This is a genomic window from Paraburkholderia dioscoreae, from assembly GCF_902459535.1.
Classification (GTDB): domain Bacteria; phylum Pseudomonadota; class Gammaproteobacteria; order Burkholderiales; family Burkholderiaceae; genus Paraburkholderia; species Paraburkholderia dioscoreae.
Genome location: NZ_LR699553.1, coordinates 3,916,200 through 3,930,645 on the forward strand (window position 1 = coordinate 3,916,200; position 14,446 = coordinate 3,930,645).

General features: G+C 65.4%; 15 protein-coding genes. 4 read left to right on the forward strand and 11 right to left on the reverse strand.

Annotation, left to right across the window (positions count from 1 at the left end):
* Positions 1-117: 117 nt before the first annotated feature.
* From thiL to PDMSB3_RS17640, 4 genes are all read left to right on the forward strand, one after another.
* Positions 118-1,113 carry a thiamine-phosphate kinase gene (thiL, locus tag PDMSB3_RS17625; RefSeq protein ID WP_007180376.1) on the forward strand — a complete coding sequence of 332 codons (996 nt, stop codon included), beginning with the start codon at positions 118-120 and terminating at the stop codon, positions 1,111-1,113.
* The gene (locus PDMSB3_RS17630; protein ID WP_007180375.1) at positions 1,103-1,684 is read left to right on the forward strand and encodes a phosphatidylglycerophosphatase A family protein; all 582 of its coding nucleotides are present in this window, start codon (positions 1,103-1,105) and stop codon (positions 1,682-1,684) included. The genes thiL and PDMSB3_RS17630 overlap by 11 nt, the downstream gene beginning before the upstream one ends.
* A gap of 63 nt (positions 1,685-1,747) precedes the next feature.
* Positions 1,748-2,248 carry a CinA family protein gene (locus PDMSB3_RS17635; RefSeq protein WP_007180374.1) on the forward strand — a complete coding sequence of 167 codons (501 nt, stop codon included), beginning with the start codon at positions 1,748-1,750 and terminating at the stop codon, positions 2,246-2,248.
* Positions 2,249-2,271: 23 nt separating this feature from the next.
* Entirely contained in the window at positions 2,272-2,796 is a 525-nt protein-coding gene (locus PDMSB3_RS17640) for a cupin domain-containing protein (RefSeq protein WP_007180373.1), read from the forward strand.
* Between the two features lie 52 nt (positions 2,797-2,848).
* Here the strand turns inward: PDMSB3_RS17640 and pyrF are convergent, their stop codons facing one another.
* From pyrF to PDMSB3_RS17695, 11 genes are all read right to left on the reverse strand, one after another.
* A complete protein-coding gene (gene pyrF, locus PDMSB3_RS17645) occupies positions 2,849-3,664 on the reverse strand; it encodes an orotidine-5'-phosphate decarboxylase (protein WP_007180372.1) in 816 nt (271 codons plus the stop codon).
* A gap of 243 nt (positions 3,665-3,907) precedes the next feature.
* On the reverse strand, positions 3,908-4,969 hold the full coding sequence (locus PDMSB3_RS17650) for an aldose 1-epimerase (protein ID WP_165187078.1): 1,062 nt from the start codon (positions 4,967-4,969) through the stop codon (positions 3,908-3,910).
* A gap of 216 nt (positions 4,970-5,185) precedes the next feature.
* A complete protein-coding gene (locus PDMSB3_RS17655; protein ID WP_165187499.1) occupies positions 5,186-6,076 on the reverse strand; it encodes an SMP-30/gluconolactonase/LRE family protein in 891 nt (296 codons plus the stop codon).
* Between the two features lie 20 nt (positions 6,077-6,096).
* Positions 6,097-6,897, reverse strand: coding sequence for an SDR family NAD(P)-dependent oxidoreductase (locus tag PDMSB3_RS17660; protein WP_007180369.1), 801 nt, complete (start codon positions 6,895-6,897; stop codon positions 6,097-6,099).
* A gap of 39 nt (positions 6,898-6,936) precedes the next feature.
* A complete protein-coding gene (gene araH / locus PDMSB3_RS17665; protein WP_007180367.1) occupies positions 6,937-7,953 on the reverse strand; it encodes an L-arabinose ABC transporter permease AraH in 1,017 nt (338 codons plus the stop codon).
* Positions 7,954-8,007: 54 nt separating this feature from the next.
* Positions 8,008-9,540 carry an L-arabinose ABC transporter ATP-binding protein AraG gene (gene araG, locus PDMSB3_RS17670; protein ID WP_007180366.1) on the reverse strand — a complete coding sequence of 511 codons (1,533 nt, stop codon included), beginning with the start codon at positions 9,538-9,540 and terminating at the stop codon, positions 8,008-8,010.
* 239 nt (positions 9,541-9,779) lie between these two features.
* Entirely contained in the window at positions 9,780-10,778 is a 999-nt protein-coding gene (locus PDMSB3_RS17675; protein ID WP_007180365.1) for an arabinose ABC transporter substrate-binding protein, read from the reverse strand.
* A 132-nt stretch (positions 10,779-10,910) separates the two neighbouring features.
* Positions 10,911-11,687 (reverse strand): SDR family oxidoreductase, encoded by a 777-nt coding sequence (locus PDMSB3_RS17680; RefSeq protein WP_007180364.1) that lies wholly within the window; start codon positions 11,685-11,687, stop codon positions 10,911-10,913.
* A complete protein-coding gene (locus tag PDMSB3_RS17685) occupies positions 11,684-12,364 on the reverse strand; it encodes a 2-dehydro-3-deoxy-6-phosphogalactonate aldolase (protein ID WP_007180363.1) in 681 nt (226 codons plus the stop codon). Before PDMSB3_RS17685 ends, PDMSB3_RS17680 begins: the two co-directional genes overlap by 4 nt.
* 36 nt (positions 12,365-12,400) lie before the next feature.
* Positions 12,401-13,465, reverse strand: coding sequence for a 2-dehydro-3-deoxygalactonokinase (locus tag PDMSB3_RS17690; protein WP_007180362.1), 1,065 nt, complete (start codon positions 13,463-13,465; stop codon positions 12,401-12,403).
* Positions 13,462-14,442 (reverse strand): IclR family transcriptional regulator, encoded by a 981-nt coding sequence (locus tag PDMSB3_RS17695; protein ID WP_007180361.1) that lies wholly within the window; start codon positions 14,440-14,442, stop codon positions 13,462-13,464. The genes PDMSB3_RS17690 and PDMSB3_RS17695 overlap by 4 nt, the downstream gene beginning before the upstream one ends.
* Between the last annotated feature and the right edge of the window lie 4 nt (positions 14,443-14,446).

The following is a 14,446-nucleotide window of genomic DNA, read 5'->3' on the forward strand; positions in this document are numbered from 1 at the left end:
CCAAACGCCGCCCGGATTGGAGTTGCCGGCGGATCGAGTCTTTACCGGGTGGTTACTCCGTACAATGCGCGCCGTTAGCCGAACTTCGCGGCACTTATCCGCTCACTCATCGCCACCATGCTCTCCGAGTTTTCGCTGATCGACCGTTTCTTCGCCCGCCGCGCCGCTGCCCGGCCGTCCGACGCCGCAAGCGGCTCGCTCGGCATCGGCGACGACTGCGCGCTGCTCGCGCCGCCCGAGGGCGAAATGCTGGCGATATCGACGGACATGCTGGTCGAAGGCCGCCACTTTTTCCCCGACATCGATCCCGAGGCGCTGGGTCACAAAGCGCTCGCGGTGAATCTATCGGACCTCGCCGCGATGGGCGCGCAACCACTGGCGTTCACGCTGGCGTTCGCCTTGCCGAAAGCGGACGAAACCTGGCTTGCCGCATTCAGCGAGGGGCTGTTCGCACTGGCCGAACGCTACGGCTGCGAACTGATCGGCGGCGACACGACCGGCGGCCCGCTCAATCTGTGCATCACGGTATTCGGCAGCGTGCCGCCACAGGCAGCGCTGCGCCGCGACACAGCTCGACCGGGCGACGATATCTGGATTTCCGGCACGCTCGGCGACGCGCGCGCCGGCCTCGGCATACAGCGCGGCGAATGGTCCGCCGATGCCAGCGACGCTGCGACGTTTCGTCGCGCTCTCGAGCGCCCGGAGCCGCGCGTCGCGCTCGGTCTGGCACTGCGCGGCATCGCCCACGCGGCGCTCGACCTCTCGGACGGCCTCGCCGGCGATCTGCTGCACATCCTCGAACGTTCGAACGTGCGGGCCACCGTCAACGTCGATGCCGTGCCGCGTTCCGCCGCGCTGCGCCGTCTGCCGCCCGACATCCAGCGCCGCTGCACGCTCGCCGGCGGCGACGACTACGAACTGTGCTTCACCGCGCCGGCCACGGCGCGCGCCTCGGTGGAAGCTGCCGGCCGCGAGGTGGATGTATCGGTCACCCGCATCGGTACAATAAGCGCTCTCCAGGCGGCCGAGCGCCCGGCGATCGGCTGGCGCGACGCCGCCGGCGCGCCGCTCACACTGACGTTGCAAGGCTTCGATCACTTTCATGCAGACTGATCCCCCGCTCGGCGCTGCCGACAAACTCATCGGCGGTGAGCCGCCCCGTGCGCCGCGCGCGCCCGAACCACGCCCGCCGGGCCGTCAGCCGCGCCGCGCCACCGCACGCTTCATGCTGTCGCATCCGCTGCACCTCGTGTCGCTGGGGTTTGGCAGCGGCTTGTCGCCGATCGCGCCGGGCACGATCGGCACGTTGTTCGCGTGGGCCTCGTTCGCTGTCCTGAGCCGCTACCTGACGGTGATCGAATGGGGCATCCTGATCGTCGCCGGGTTCATCGGCGGCATTGCGATTTGCGGATTTACCGCGAAGAGACTCGGCATCGACGATCCGTCGCCGGTGGTTTGGGACGAAATCATCGCCTTCTGGCTGGTGCTGCTGATGGTCACGCCAGTCACGCTCACCGGCCAGTTGTGGGCGTTCATCGTGTTCCGCTTCTTCGACATGGTGAAGCCGCCGCCCATCGGTTATTTCGATCGCCGTCTGAAAGGTGGCTTTGGCATCATGTTCGATGACCTGGTCGCCGCGTTTTTCACGCTGCTCGTGATTGCGCTCTGGCGCATGTCCGTTTAACCGCTGCTCCGCGGCCGCCGCGCCGCCGGGCATCTACCCGGCCCCTGTTTCCGGATTGACGCCATGCCTACCGATTCGATCGTTCATCAGCTCGCCATTCGCGTGGGCAACCGCCTGCGCGACGAGCGCCTCATGCTCGTCACCGCCGAGTCCTGCACGGGCGGCATGGTGGCGACCGCGATCACCGACATTTCCGGCAGCAGCGGCTGGTTCGAGCGCGGCTTCGTCACGTATTCGAATCAGGCGAAGAGCGAGATGATCGGCGTACCCGCCGATCTGATCGACAAGCACGGCGCGGTCAGCGAGCCGGTGGCGCGCGCTATGGCCGAAGGTGCGCTGCGCAATAGCCGCGCGCAGGTTTCGGTGTCGATTACCGGCGTCGCCGGGCCGGGCGGCGGCACCGAGACCAAGCCGGTCGGCATGGTGTCGTTCGGTTGGAGCAACCGGCTGCATACGTCGGTGGAAACGAAGATTTTCAAGGGCGATCGCGAAAAGATCCGCGTGCAGGCCGCCGCGCATGCATTGCGCGGGGTACTCGCATTGCTCGACGAGCGCGAGCATTGACCTCTGTCCGGAGCGGAAAGCCGATGCCTGATCCTGATTTGCACGCAGTCAAGGACGAACTGATCCGCCGCCTCGATCTCAAGCCGCATCCCGAAGGTGGATTTTTTAGCGAGACATACCGCTCGGCGGAGCGCGTGATCCGCGACAAAGATGGCAGCGGTTCCGCGCAAACGCGCTCGGCGTCGACCGCGATCTACTACCTGCTTTGCGACGGCGCGCATTCAGCGTGGCATCGGATCAAGTCCGACGAAGTCTGGCATTTTTATGCCGGCGAACCGTTGAACGTCCACGTGCTCGACGAATCAGGCGCGCTGGTGACGCACAAGCTCGGCAACGCGCTGACGCACACGAATGCGGTGTTTCAGGCCTTCGTGCCGGCAGGTTTGTGGTTCGCAGCGGAATGCGCCGATCCGGCGACATTCGCGCTGGTGGGCTGCACCGTGGCGCCAGGCTTTGAATTCAGCGAATTCGAGCTGGCGGATGTCGACGCGTTGAAAGCGCGGCACCCGCGGCATGCGGCGTTGATCGAGCGGCTGCGGCCGGCCTGACTGAAACTCGCCCGCTCGTTTCTAAAGCTCTCTTCGAGAAAGACAGCCCGCGTTACCGGAACGCGTTGATCCGGTCGCGCGTTTCCATCGCGGCCTTCGCCGCGGCTTGGGCGAAATCGTCGCCCTTGCCCGCATAGATAATCGCCCGCGACGAGTTGATCAGCATGCCCGTGCCGTTCGCGGTGCGGCCGGCGTTGACCGTTGCCTGCACGTCGCCGCCTTGCGCGCCGATGCCCGGAATCAGCAGCGGCATATCGCCGACAATCCCACGCACCACTTCGATTTCCTTCGGGAACGTCGCGCCGACCACCAGCCCCAGCTGACCGCTCGCATTCCATTTGTCCGCCGCCAGTTGCGCGACGACCTGATAGAGCGGACGCCCACCCGTTTCCAGGAATTGCAGATCGGAGCCACCCGCGTTCGACGTGCGGCACAGCACGATCACGCCTTTGCCTTCGTGCTCCAGATACGGCTGGATCGAATCGAAACCCATGTAAGGATTCACCGTCACCGCGTCGGCCTGATAGCGCTCGAACGCCTCGCGCGCATATTGCTCGGCGGTGCTGCCGATGTCGCCGCGCTTCGCATCGAGAATGACCGGCAAGCCCGGATGGTTCGCATGAATGTGGGCGATCAACTGCTCGAGCTGGTCTTCCGCGCGATGCGCCGCGAAGTAGGCAATCTGCGGTTTGAACGACGACGCGTACGGCGCGGTCGCGTCGACGATCGCGCGGCAGAAGTCGAAAATCGCCTCGGGACGGCCCGCGAGCGCGCCCGGGAATTTAGTGGGCTCGGGATCGAGGCCGACGCACAGCAGCGAGTTGGTGCGCTGCCAGGCGTCGTTGAGTGTCTGGATGAAATGGGACATGGTGGGTCTCGCGGCGAGCAGGAAAACGGAAGAGGCGCGTATTTTACCCGTCCTGCGAGGCGAGCCGCGCCGGGAGCGTGCGCAGCGGCGGTCCGGCGCGACACGCGAACAGGCGCGGCTACCACCCGCAACGCGCCCTGAGTGCGCACATGCATCGGCCCGGCGCTCGCGAAGCGTACGAGCCGATTGTGCGCAGCGCATCAGGCCATACACGCGTCCGCGCGGTCGCCCCAACCTCGCCCGCTACTGTCGCCGCTTCGCGCCGCGCGCGCCCGGCATCGAACGCAAGCCCGTGCGCTCGACGGTAAAGCGGAACGTGCGGGTGAGGCGCTCGCCGCGTCCCAGCAAGGTCATGCCGTTTTCGCTCGCGCCGCCGGCCAGGTTCATCGCGTTGATCGGATGATCGACCGGTTCGAAGCAGAAGAAGTCTTCGCCACGCGGCGTGTACAGCACATAGTAATCGGTGTCGGCAGCGATGTTCAGCGACAGGCGGCGCTTGGGCCACACCACCGCGGCTTGCCCGCTCCAGCCGGTAAAGGCGTGATTGACGATGGTTTCCGGCAGCGGATACGCCACGCCGAATTGCCAGGCGGGCGGTGCCGGCACGTGCCGCACCGGCAGCCAGTCGTCGCCGGAGAGCCACAGGCCGCCGGCCGCGGCCGACAGCTCGGTGTCCGCGTCGCGCACGAAGAACGGATGCACGCCCAGCCCGAAAGGCAGCGCCTCGCGGCCGGCGTTTTCGATTTCGAGCGTCACGACGAGCGTGGGGCCGTCCAGCGTATAAGTCTGCGTCGCACGGTACGCGTAGGGCTTGCCGTCGCGGCGATCGAGCGTGAGGCGGACGTTTTCACGGTCCGACTCCGCGACCTGCCACGCCGACTGCCAACCGTCGCCGTGAATCGGCAAAGGTTCGTCGGCGCGATTGCGCGGCACGTCCACGCGCCGACCCGCCACGTTGAAATGCCCGCCGCCGATGCGGTTCGAATACGGCAGCAGCGGATAACAGGCGAGTTCGTTCGGCTGCGTGTCGGCCGCGACGTGGCGGCAGCGCCGGAAAATCGGCGTGAGCGCGCCGTCGTCGCGCCAGTCGAAACGGGTGACGCCGCCGCCGAGCGTCGGCGCGACATCGAGACGCAAATGCGTGTTGGCGAGCGTAATGCACGCGACATCGCCGCCGCTGGTTTCGCCGACGGCCACCGCCGACGTGCTGGGGCCCGCAAGCACCGGATTGGCCGCCGCGGCAAGTCGCGAGCGTCGGCTCTGAGAGGTTTGGGAAGAGGAGGAAACGAGATTCGCAACAGTCATATCTGGCTCCATCGAGAGGCTTGGGACGTTGCCGTCATTGCTGACGGATGCTGTAGGGCGATTTTTGAACAGGTCGCCTCTGGGTCCGAACTGCATGCTGCCGATTTGCTGCCACTGGGATTGCAACATCAACTTGCGACTCACTGTGAGATTCACTGGCTTGCTGCGCTTCATCGCTTTATCGCTGCCTCGCGACCGGGGCAGCGTCATTCTGCGCTAAGCGGGCGCGCCTTGAAACACCGGCTCCGGCAAACCGCGCCGTCCGGGCATGGCGATGAACACGCCGCCCGCCCGTTTGTCGTCGGCGAGCGCCGCCGCATCGAGATCGCAACGCGCGCTCGTGATGTACAGCGTGCCGAGTTGCGGACCGCCCAGTGCGACGCAACTCGGCTGCGCCGTCGGCACGTCGACGCGTTCGGTCTCCACGCCGTCCGGCCCGTAACGCACCACCCGCCGGCCGCCCCACTGCGCATTCCACAGCCCGCCGTCGCGATCGACGGTCGAGCCGTCGGGTTCGCCGGTGGCATCGGTCAAGCGCGTGAATAGCCGGTCGTTGGCAACGCTACCGTCCGCGCGATAATCGCAGACGCGGATTTCGCGCGTGGGCGAATCGCAGTAGTACATCGTCGCGCCGTCGGGACTGAACGCGATGCTGTTCGAGATCGCCGGCGCGGGCAGCGGCAAACGCTCCAGCGACAAATCGTGATTGAGCCGGTAAAAGCCGCCGACCGGCCGCAGCGGCGTGCCTTCATCTTTGGTCCCGAACACGAAGCGGCCCTGCCGATCGCAGCGGCCGTCGTTCACGCGCGTGTTCAAACCCGGTTCGACGTCGACGATACGCCGTGTCTCGCCGGTGGCCAGATCGAAAAACGCGAGATGCGTGGCCAGCCCAAGCAACAGGTAACGCGGATCGGCGCACAGCGCGAACGTGGCGAGACGCTCGGGCATGCGCCAGTACGTGCTGCGGCCGTCGCTCGGGTCATGGCGCCACAGCCGCGCGCCTTCGATATCCGTCCAGTAGAAGCGGCCGGTTCGCGCGCACCATGTCGCGCCTTCGCCGAGCGTACATTTCGTGTCGAGCAGCAGCGCGGCGCGCTTCGCAGCCATGCCTGACGAACCGTCCGCACTCACGCCCAGCCTCCGTCCACGATGAGGTCCTGCGCCGTGATCATCCTGCTGTCGTCGGCAGCGAGGAAGAGCGCCATGCGGGCGAGATCGCCCGGTTCCAGCTCGGCGTCGATACACTGCCCTTCCTTGATCGAACGGCGGCCCGCGTCGTCGAGCCACAGCCGCTTCTGCTTCTCGGTCATCACCCAGCCCGGCACCAGCGTATTGACGCGGATATTGAACTGACCGAGGTCGCGCGCGAGACCGCGCGTCAAACCCTGCACCGCCGCTTTCGACATCACGTAGACCGGATAACCGCCGTTCTTCAGCATCCAGCTGATCGAACCGAGGTTGACGATCGAGCCGCTGTTGGCCGCCTTCATGTCTTCCATCACCGCTTGCGCCGCGAAAAACTGGTGGCGGATATTCACCGCGATGCCCGCGTCGAACGACTCGCGCGTGACTTCGCCGATCGTGTGGCGTTTGTCGTTCGCGGCGTTGTTCACCAGCACCTGGATCGGACCCAGCGCGGCCTTCACGTCGGCGATAGCTTTTTGCAGCGCGTCGATGTCGGTCAGGTCGCACGGCAGAAACAGCGGCTTGTGCGTCGAATCGCCGAGCTCGTCGGCGAGCGCTTCACCGGCGCTCGTGTCGATGTCGAAGAACGCGACGCGCGCGCCTTGCGCCGCGAAATGCTCGACGAACGATGCGCCGATGCCGGTCGCGCCGCCCGTGATCAACACCGTGCGGTCGACAAGACTCGGATAGCGGGCGAAAGCGCTCTCCGCGAGACGGGCGTTTGCATTGGCCGGAGACGACATCGTTCAATTCCTTTTAGAGCAAATGAGCTAGTAGCGGATTTAATCCCGCGAGCCGCGATTCTTCAACTGGTCGAGCAGCACGGCGGCGAGCAGGATCGCGCCACGCACGAGGTACTGATAGAACGCGTCGATGTTCATCAGGTTCATCACGTTTTCGACCGTACCCATGATCAGCACGCCGATCACCACGCCGGAAATCGTCGCGCGGCCGCCGAGCAGCGACACGCCGCCCAGCACGCACGCGGAAATCACGTTCAGCTCGAAGCCTTCCGCGGCATTCGGCTGACCCGACGTGATACGCGAGGCCAGAATCACACCGGCCAGCGCGGTCACCGCGCCCTGAATCAGGAAGATGTAGACGCGTGTGCGTTCCACATTGATACCGGCCAGACGCGACGCCTCCGGGTTGCCGCCGATCGCGAGCGTGTTACGGCCATACACGGTCTGATTGAGCATCACGCCGAATACGATAAAGCACAGCAGCGTGACCCAGATCGGCAGCGACACGCCGAAGAAGCTCAAACCTCCCAGCGCGATAAACGTATCCGACGACACGCCGACCGCCTGACCGTGCGACACGATAAAGCCGAGACCGCGGACGATTTCCATCGTGGCGAGCGTCGTGATCAGCGCGTTGATGCGCAGATACGCGATCACCGCGCCGTTGACGAAACCGATCACGGCGCCCGCCGCCACCGCTGCGACGATCGCGATGAAGGTGTTGCCGGTGGCGTTGAGCACCATCGCGCACAGCACGCCGGCGAACGCGACCGTCGAACCCACCGAAAGGTCGAAATCGCGCGAGGCCAGGCAGAACATCATCGTGCACGCCACCATGCCGATCTGCGAGATCGACAGCGCGAGGCCGAGCATGTTCTCGATCGAGAAGAAGTGATCGACGGTCAGCGACATGGTGGCGAACATCACCACGAAGATCACGATCAGGCTGTACTCGGTGATCTGCTGCCACCATTTCGCCTTGTCGTTGGACTGCGGAATCAGCGCTTCGGCTGCGCCCTTGGCGGCCTGTTGCGCGAGGTTTTCTCTGGCTTGCATGTTGAAGACTCCTCCCGTTCCCCACGGGTTGCCGGACTTTCGTCCGAATGATGTTCAGGCCGCCTGTTGGGCGGCGGTTTCGGGCAGCGCGGTCGAGCTCTGCGGCAACGCGAGGCTCAACACCGATTGTTCCGTTGCATCCTGGCGCGCCAGCTCGCCGGAAATCCGGCCCTGGCGCATCACGACAATTCGGTCGGACACGCCGAGCACTTCCGGCAATTCCGACGAAATCATCACGATCGCGCAGCCGCGTTCGGCAAGCTGATAGATCACGTTGTAGATTTCGTGCTTCGCGCCGACGTCGATGCCGCGCGTCGGCTCATCGAGAATCACGACTTTCAGATCCGGCTCGGCCAGCCAGCGCGACAGGATCGCCTTCTGCTGATTGCCGCCCGAGAGAAAGCGGATCTTCTGGCGGCGGCTCGGCGTCTTGATCTTGAGCAGCTTGATGAAACGGTCCGCGGTTTCCGCTTCCTTCTTGCGATCGAGGAACATGCCCGCGCGCAGATAGTGGCGGCGGCAACTGATATTGATGTTCTCCGACACGCTCGCCATCGCGACGATGCCCTCTTCCTTGCGGTCTTCAGGACACAGCACGATGCCGTTCCGGATCGCTTCGCCCGCGCTGCGCACCTTGATCGGCTTGCCGTCGAGCACCAGTTCGCCGCCCTTCTTGCGATCGGCGCCGTACACCAGATGCATCAGTTCGCTGCGGCCCGCGCCCACCAGACCGAAAAAGCCGACGATCTCGCCGCGCCGCACTTCGAAGCTGGCCGGCTGCGCGAGCGCGTGGCCTTCGATCGCTTTTGCCGCGAAGCGCACTTCGCCGAGCGGCCGCGCCGAATAGTTATAGATGTCCGAAATTTCCCGCCCCACCATCTCGCTGACGATGGTGTCGCGCGACACGCCTTCGAGCGTCGGATGCGAGGCGATCTTGCGACCGTCGCGGAAGATCGTGCAGGCGTCGCACAGCTCGTAGATCTCGTCCATGCGGTGCGAGATGTAGATCATTGCGCGGTTGTCGGCGCGCAGATCGCGCACCAGCTTGAACAGCACTTCGGTCTCACGGTGCGACAGCGAACTGGTCGGCTCATCGAGCGCAATCACGCGCGCGTTGCGCAGCAGCGCCTTGCAGATTTCCACCATCTGGCGTTGCGCGATCGAGAGCTTGCGCAGTTTCGCGTTCGGATCGAGCGCCACGCCCATCGCTTCGAGACGTTCGCGCACGAAGCGTTTGGCTTCGCGCTTGTTGACCCAGCCGAGCGAGTTCGGCAATTGGCCGAGCAGCAGGTTTTCCGCGACCGTGAGATCGGGCACGTATTGCAGTTCCTGGTGAATCACCGCGATGCCCGCCGCGATCGACGACGCCGCGCTCGTGAAGCGCACCTCGTTGCCGTCGATCATCACGCGGCCCGAATCGGGCTGATATTCACCGCCGAGAATCTTCAGCAGGGTCGATTTCCCTGCGCCGTTTTCGCCCATCAGGCCGTGCACCTGGCCGACGTTGACGTCGAAGGACACACCGTCGAGCGCGCGCACGCCTGGAAAGACCTTACCGATATTGTCAAAACGTAGCGTCGCCGACACTTCGCCTCCTATGTCGACCAGAGTTAGCGCTTTAGCGCTTACTCTGGTCCCATGCAAGTTATTGCGGTCGACCAGAGTTAGCGCTTTAGCGCTTACTCTGGTCCCATGCAAGTTATTGCTGCTTCGTGTGAACCGTCTGTCTCTACTGCTGATCTTTTATTGCTACTACCGGCGCGCCAATCTTTGGAGCAAGACGCACCGGCAGTTCACTTCATGTCACGCGTACCGAATCGAACCGCTCAATTTGCCGCGAGGCCCATCTTCTGGCGCACATCCGCGACGTTGTCACGCGTGGCCAGCATGCCGGTCGTCAGGGTCAGCGGCGGCGGTGCCTTGCCTTGCGTGATCCAGTCGTACATCAGCGTGGAGGTTTCCTCGCCGTGGCGCTTCGGGCTGATGATGACCGTGCCGTAGAAGCCCGTCGGCGACGGCTTCTTGAACTCGTTGAGTGCCGAGTCCGAGCCGCCGATGCCGATACCGATCATGTTGTCCGCCTTGAAGCCGCGGCCTTCCGCTGCGCGCACCGCGCCGAGCACGGCTTCGTCGTTCAGACCGTAGGCGACCCAGTGCTTGAAGTTCGGATTCTTCGTCAGCGCAATGTTGGCCGCGTTGAACGCGTTTTCCGTGTCGGTCTTCGCTTGCGGCGCGGCGATCACGTTCGCTTTCGGGAAGCCGGCGGCGACCAGTGCGTCGGTTGCGCCGCTGGTGCGGTCATGCGCGGTGGGCAACTGTTCGTAGGTCACGTCGATCGCGCCCACGTCCTTCATGTCCCAGCCGCGCTTCTTGATTTCAGCAGCCAGACCGTCGCCGACCTGCTTGCCGATGTTGTACGCCGAGATACCCATATGCGGCACCGACGCGATCGGCTTGCCCGCGCCATCGACCAGACGATCGTCCACCGTCATCATCTTCAGGCCGTCGGCTTTCGCTTTCGCGACAATGCCCGGTCCGAGCTTGACGTCAGGCGTGCAGATCACGAAGCCCTGCGCCTTCTGCGCCGACAGGTTGTCGATTGCGCTCATCACCTTCTCGCCCGACGGCGCGCCGATCTTCACCAGCGTGAAGCCCTTCTCCTTGGCGGCGATCTCGGCGAACTTCCACTCGTCCTGGAACCACGGTTCTTCCGGCTGCTTCACGAGGAAGCCGATCTTCACCGGATCAGCGGCCTGCGCGACCGGTGCATTGAAGAGCACACCCGCCGCCGCTGCTGCCAGCGTGAGGAAAATTCTACGTTTCATAATGCGTGTCTCCTGACTAATTGATAACGAGAAGGTATCGGCCGCGTCTTCTTGTACCGGGTGTGACACACGCGGCCAGCGCGTCGTCCGGTGTACTCGTTGCGCCCCTGCGCAATCCGGGTACTGCAAAAATCAGTCGTGATACAGCGCCGAGCGGCCACCATCCACCGTGATGCAGGTGGCGTTGATGAACGGCGCTTCGTCCGAGGCGAGGAATACCGCCGTCATTGCCACTTCTTCCGGGCGGCCGATGCGTTTCATCGGCTGCAGATCGAGCGTCGCCTGCTGCGCGGCGGCCGGATCGGCCTGTTCGTTCCACCAGTCGTGCGTCAATTGCGTTTCGATGTAACCCGGCGCGATCGCGTTGACCCGCACATTGCGCGGCGCGTATTCGATGCCGAGCGCGCGCGTGAGGCCAATCACACCGTGCTTGGCAACCGGGTACGGAAAGCAGCCCGGGATGATCTTGAACGAGTGCGTCGACGCGATATTCACGATGCTCCCCGCGCCGCGCTCCACCATGCCCGGCAACACTGCACGGCAGCCGTTCCACACGCCGTCGAGATCGACCGCGAAGCAGCGGCGCCAGTCGTCGTCGGTCATGGTCAGCGGATCGCAGAACACGTTGATGCCGGCGTTGTTGACCAGCACGTCTGGCGCGCCGAACACGCGTTCGGCCTCGCTCACCGCGTGCTGAACCGAGGCCGCCTGCGTCACGTCGGTGTGCACTGCGAGCACGCGCGCACCGGTCTGCGACTTGATATGCTCCGCTGTCTGCTGCGCGGTTTCGATATCCAGTTCCGCCAGCACCACCGCCGCACCCTCGCGCGCGAACGCGTACGCGATCGCCGCGCCGATGCCGCGTCCAGCTCCGGTGACAAGCGCCACTTTGCCGGCAAGCCGTTTCATTTCTTCGCCCCTGCGCGGGCGATACGCAAACCGTTGATGAACGCCTTCGCATGCGACGCGGTCACGGCCGCGCTCTGGCCCGGCTTGTACAGCGCCGAGCCGAGACCGAAGCCGTTCGCGCCCGCGCTCAGAAACGGCCCCATGTTGTCCGGCGTGATGCCGCCTACCGGCACCAGCGGCACTTCCGCCGCGATCACCGCGCGCCATGCCTTCACTACCTGACAGCCCAGTTGTTCGGCGGGGAACATCTTCAGCACGTCCGCGCCGTTCTTCAGCGCGATGAACGCTTCCGTGGGCGTCGCGACACCCGGCGAGCAGGCCATGCCTTGCGCTTTGGCGGCGCTGACCACGTCCGGGTCGCTATGCGGCATGACGATCAGTTCGCCGCCCGCCGACTTCACGTCGTTGACGAAACTGGGATGCAGCACCGTGCCCGCGCCGACGATCGCGTCGGCCGGCAGCGCCTTGCGGATCGCGGCGATGCTGTCGAACGGTTGCGGCGAATTCAGCGGCACTTCGACGATCCGGAAACCGGCTTCGTAAAGCGCCTGACCGTGAGCGGCGGCATCCGCGGGCGTCACGCCGCGCATGATCGCGATCAGCGGACACGCTTCGAACGCCGCGATCAAACCCGGGTGCGGCAGATACGGAGCGGGCAGATTGATATGAGGTTGCATGTCGGTTCCTTGTTTCGTGAGCGGCGGTGCTGCCGGTTAGCCCGCACGCGCCGCTTGCGGCGCAGGTTTGACGAGCCCCGCCTGCGAGGCGACGCGCCACAAGCCGCGCTCGGTGGCGTGCTTGACCAACTCCGCCTGGGTGCAGCCGAATTGCGTCAGCGCGAGGCGATAGCGCTCGCACAACGCTTCGTTGCCGATCAGGCGCAGGCTTTGCCCGGCGAGTGCGCTTTGCTGTTGCGCGAGCACGGCGTCGAGGCCGGCCAGTTCGTGCCCGATCAGCAATCCCGACAGATAGTCGGGCTGCTGTTCACGCGAAAGTTGTCCGGTGAGGCCGAGCGTGCGCGCGCTAAATATGGTCGCGAGCACACCCGCCTGGCCCTTTTCCCGGGCGATGTTCACGCCATGCAGGAATGCGCCCGTATCCGGACGATCCGGCGTGTCCATCGTGCGGCCGAGGATCGTATGGTCGCGCAGGGCCGCGAATACTTCGCCGGTCATGAAGGTGTGAAAACGTTCGATCCGGCCCGCCTGCACCACCGCCCATTTCGCGTGAGTGCCGGGCAGGCCGATCAGCGAGCGCTTGCCGCTGTCGGCCGCGTTCGCGGCGCCCGCTTCCTGGCCGAGCGCGCCGAAAATCTGCGTTTCTTCACCGCGCATCACGTTGGGCAGTTCGCCACGTTGCAGGACGCCCGGCACGATATGCAGCGTGACGCCGCACGCCGCCTTGACGCGAACGATGCCGGCCACCAGCGCATCGGCGCTCGCCGGCGTGTCCACGTACGGCGCTTCCAGCCAGCCTTGTGCGCTGCCGACCATCCCTGCCGCGATCACCGGCACGGCGGGCGCGTGCTCGAGCCAGGCGCCGCAGGCGTCGTCGAAAGCCGCGTCAAAGCCGCCCTGATCCGCGCTGCACGGCAGGTTCATGATGCCCGCCGCCGAGCCGCGCGTGGCCAGCACGTTGCCGGACGCGTCGTACAGATACGCGCGCAGCGACGTCGTGCCCCAGTCGAGCGCGATCAGCGCGGCGTGCGCGTGGCTGGCGTCGACCGCGCCTGCCGCCGCGTGACTGGCTGTCGGCGTGGGAGAACCCGCGTGCTTCATCGCTTGATCCTACGGGTGGCCGGTTGCGGGGCGCGCCAGCCGAGTTCTTCCGAGATCGCGCGTGCCTCGCGCTGCACGACCGGAATCAGTTCATCCATGCGTTCGAGCGACATGTACGGAATCGTGCTCGCCACCGAGAGCGCCGCCACCACGGCGCCCGAAGCATCGCGCACGGGCGCCGCGACGCAGCGGATCGACGCTTCGTTTTCTTCGAGGTCGAAGGTGTAGCCGCCCGCGGCGTAGTTGGCCATGCGTTGCATGAAGGTCTGCGCGTCGGGGCGGTTATCCGGCTTGAAGCTGACGCCGGCGAGCGCGCGCCGCGATGCGTCGAAGAGCGATTGCCAGACGTCCGGTGTGAGATCGAGCATCATCGCCTTGCCGATTCCCGTCGACGCCAGCGGCATGCGGTGGCCGACGCGCGAGCGCATTTCGAGGCCACGGGTGCCGGGGATCTTGTCGATGTACAGGACGTCGTCGCCGTCGCGCACGCCGAGGTGGATGGTGTCGAGGGTTTGCTCCGCAAGCGATTCGAGGTGCTGACGGGCAACCGCGGTGAGCGGCATCTGTTCGAGCGCGATGGTGCCGAGTTCGATCAGCTTCGGGCCGAGCAGATAGCCGCCTTGCACCTGGCGCAGATAGCGCGCTTGCACGAGGCTGCTCACCAGTCGATGCGTCGTGCTGCGGGTCGTGCCGAGCGCGGCGCCGAAGGTGCGCAGGTCGCGTACGCCGGCGGCGGCGGCTTCCAGGATCGCGAGGCCGCGCAGCAGCGTTTGCGTGCCGGCTTGTTGCGGTGTGATGTCGAGCAGCGTGCTGGGTAAGGCGATTCCGTCGACCGGAGGCGGTTGGATTCCTGTGCTGGCGCGAGGCACTTTGGCGGCGGGCGAGGGACGCGGGGCGGCGCGGGGCGCCTGATCGGCGGATGGCGCCAGATCGGCTTCGGACGCGGTCGCGGCGTGAGTGGGCATCGCTTTGTTCATGGCG

Bases quoted from the DNA above. Each gene is read 5' to 3' on its own strand.
- thiL (WP_007180376.1), top strand. From the start codon at position 118: ATGCTCTCCGAGTTTTCGCTGATCGACCGTTTCTTCGCCCGCCGCGCC.
- PDMSB3_RS17630 (WP_007180375.1), top strand. From the start codon at position 1,103: ATGCAGACTGATCCCCCGCTCGGCGCTGCCGACAAACTCATCGGCGGT.
- PDMSB3_RS17635 (WP_007180374.1), top strand. From the start codon at position 1,748: ATGCCTACCGATTCGATCGTTCATCAGCTCGCCATTCGCGTGGGCAAC.
- PDMSB3_RS17640 (WP_007180373.1), top strand. From the start codon at position 2,272: ATGCCTGATCCTGATTTGCACGCAGTCAAGGACGAACTGATCCGCCGC.
- pyrF (WP_007180372.1), bottom strand. From the start codon at position 3,664: ATGTCCCATTTCATCCAGACACTCAACGACGCCTGGCAGCGCACCAAC.
- PDMSB3_RS17650 (WP_165187078.1), bottom strand. From the start codon at position 4,969: ATGACTGTTGCGAATCTCGTTTCCTCCTCTTCCCAAACCTCTCAGAGC.
- PDMSB3_RS17655 (WP_165187499.1), bottom strand. From the start codon at position 6,076: ATGGCTGCGAAGCGCGCCGCGCTGCTGCTCGACACGAAATGTACGCTC.
- PDMSB3_RS17660 (WP_007180369.1), bottom strand. From the start codon at position 6,897: ATGTCGTCTCCGGCCAATGCAAACGCCCGTCTCGCGGAGAGCGCTTTC.
- araH (WP_007180367.1), bottom strand. From the start codon at position 7,953: ATGCAAGCCAGAGAAAACCTCGCGCAACAGGCCGCCAAGGGCGCAGCC.
- PDMSB3_RS17675 (WP_007180365.1), bottom strand. From the start codon at position 10,778: ATGAAACGTAGAATTTTCCTCACGCTGGCAGCAGCGGCGGCGGGTGTG.
- PDMSB3_RS17680 (WP_007180364.1), bottom strand. From the start codon at position 11,687: ATGAAACGGCTTGCCGGCAAAGTGGCGCTTGTCACCGGAGCTGGACGC.
- PDMSB3_RS17685 (WP_007180363.1), bottom strand. From the start codon at position 12,364: ATGCAACCTCATATCAATCTGCCCGCTCCGTATCTGCCGCACCCGGGT.
- PDMSB3_RS17690 (WP_007180362.1), bottom strand. From the start codon at position 13,465: ATGAAGCACGCGGGTTCTCCCACGCCGACAGCCAGTCACGCGGCGGCA.
- PDMSB3_RS17695 (WP_007180361.1), bottom strand. From the start codon at position 14,442: ATGAACAAAGCGATGCCCACTCACGCCGCGACCGCGTCCGAAGCCGAT.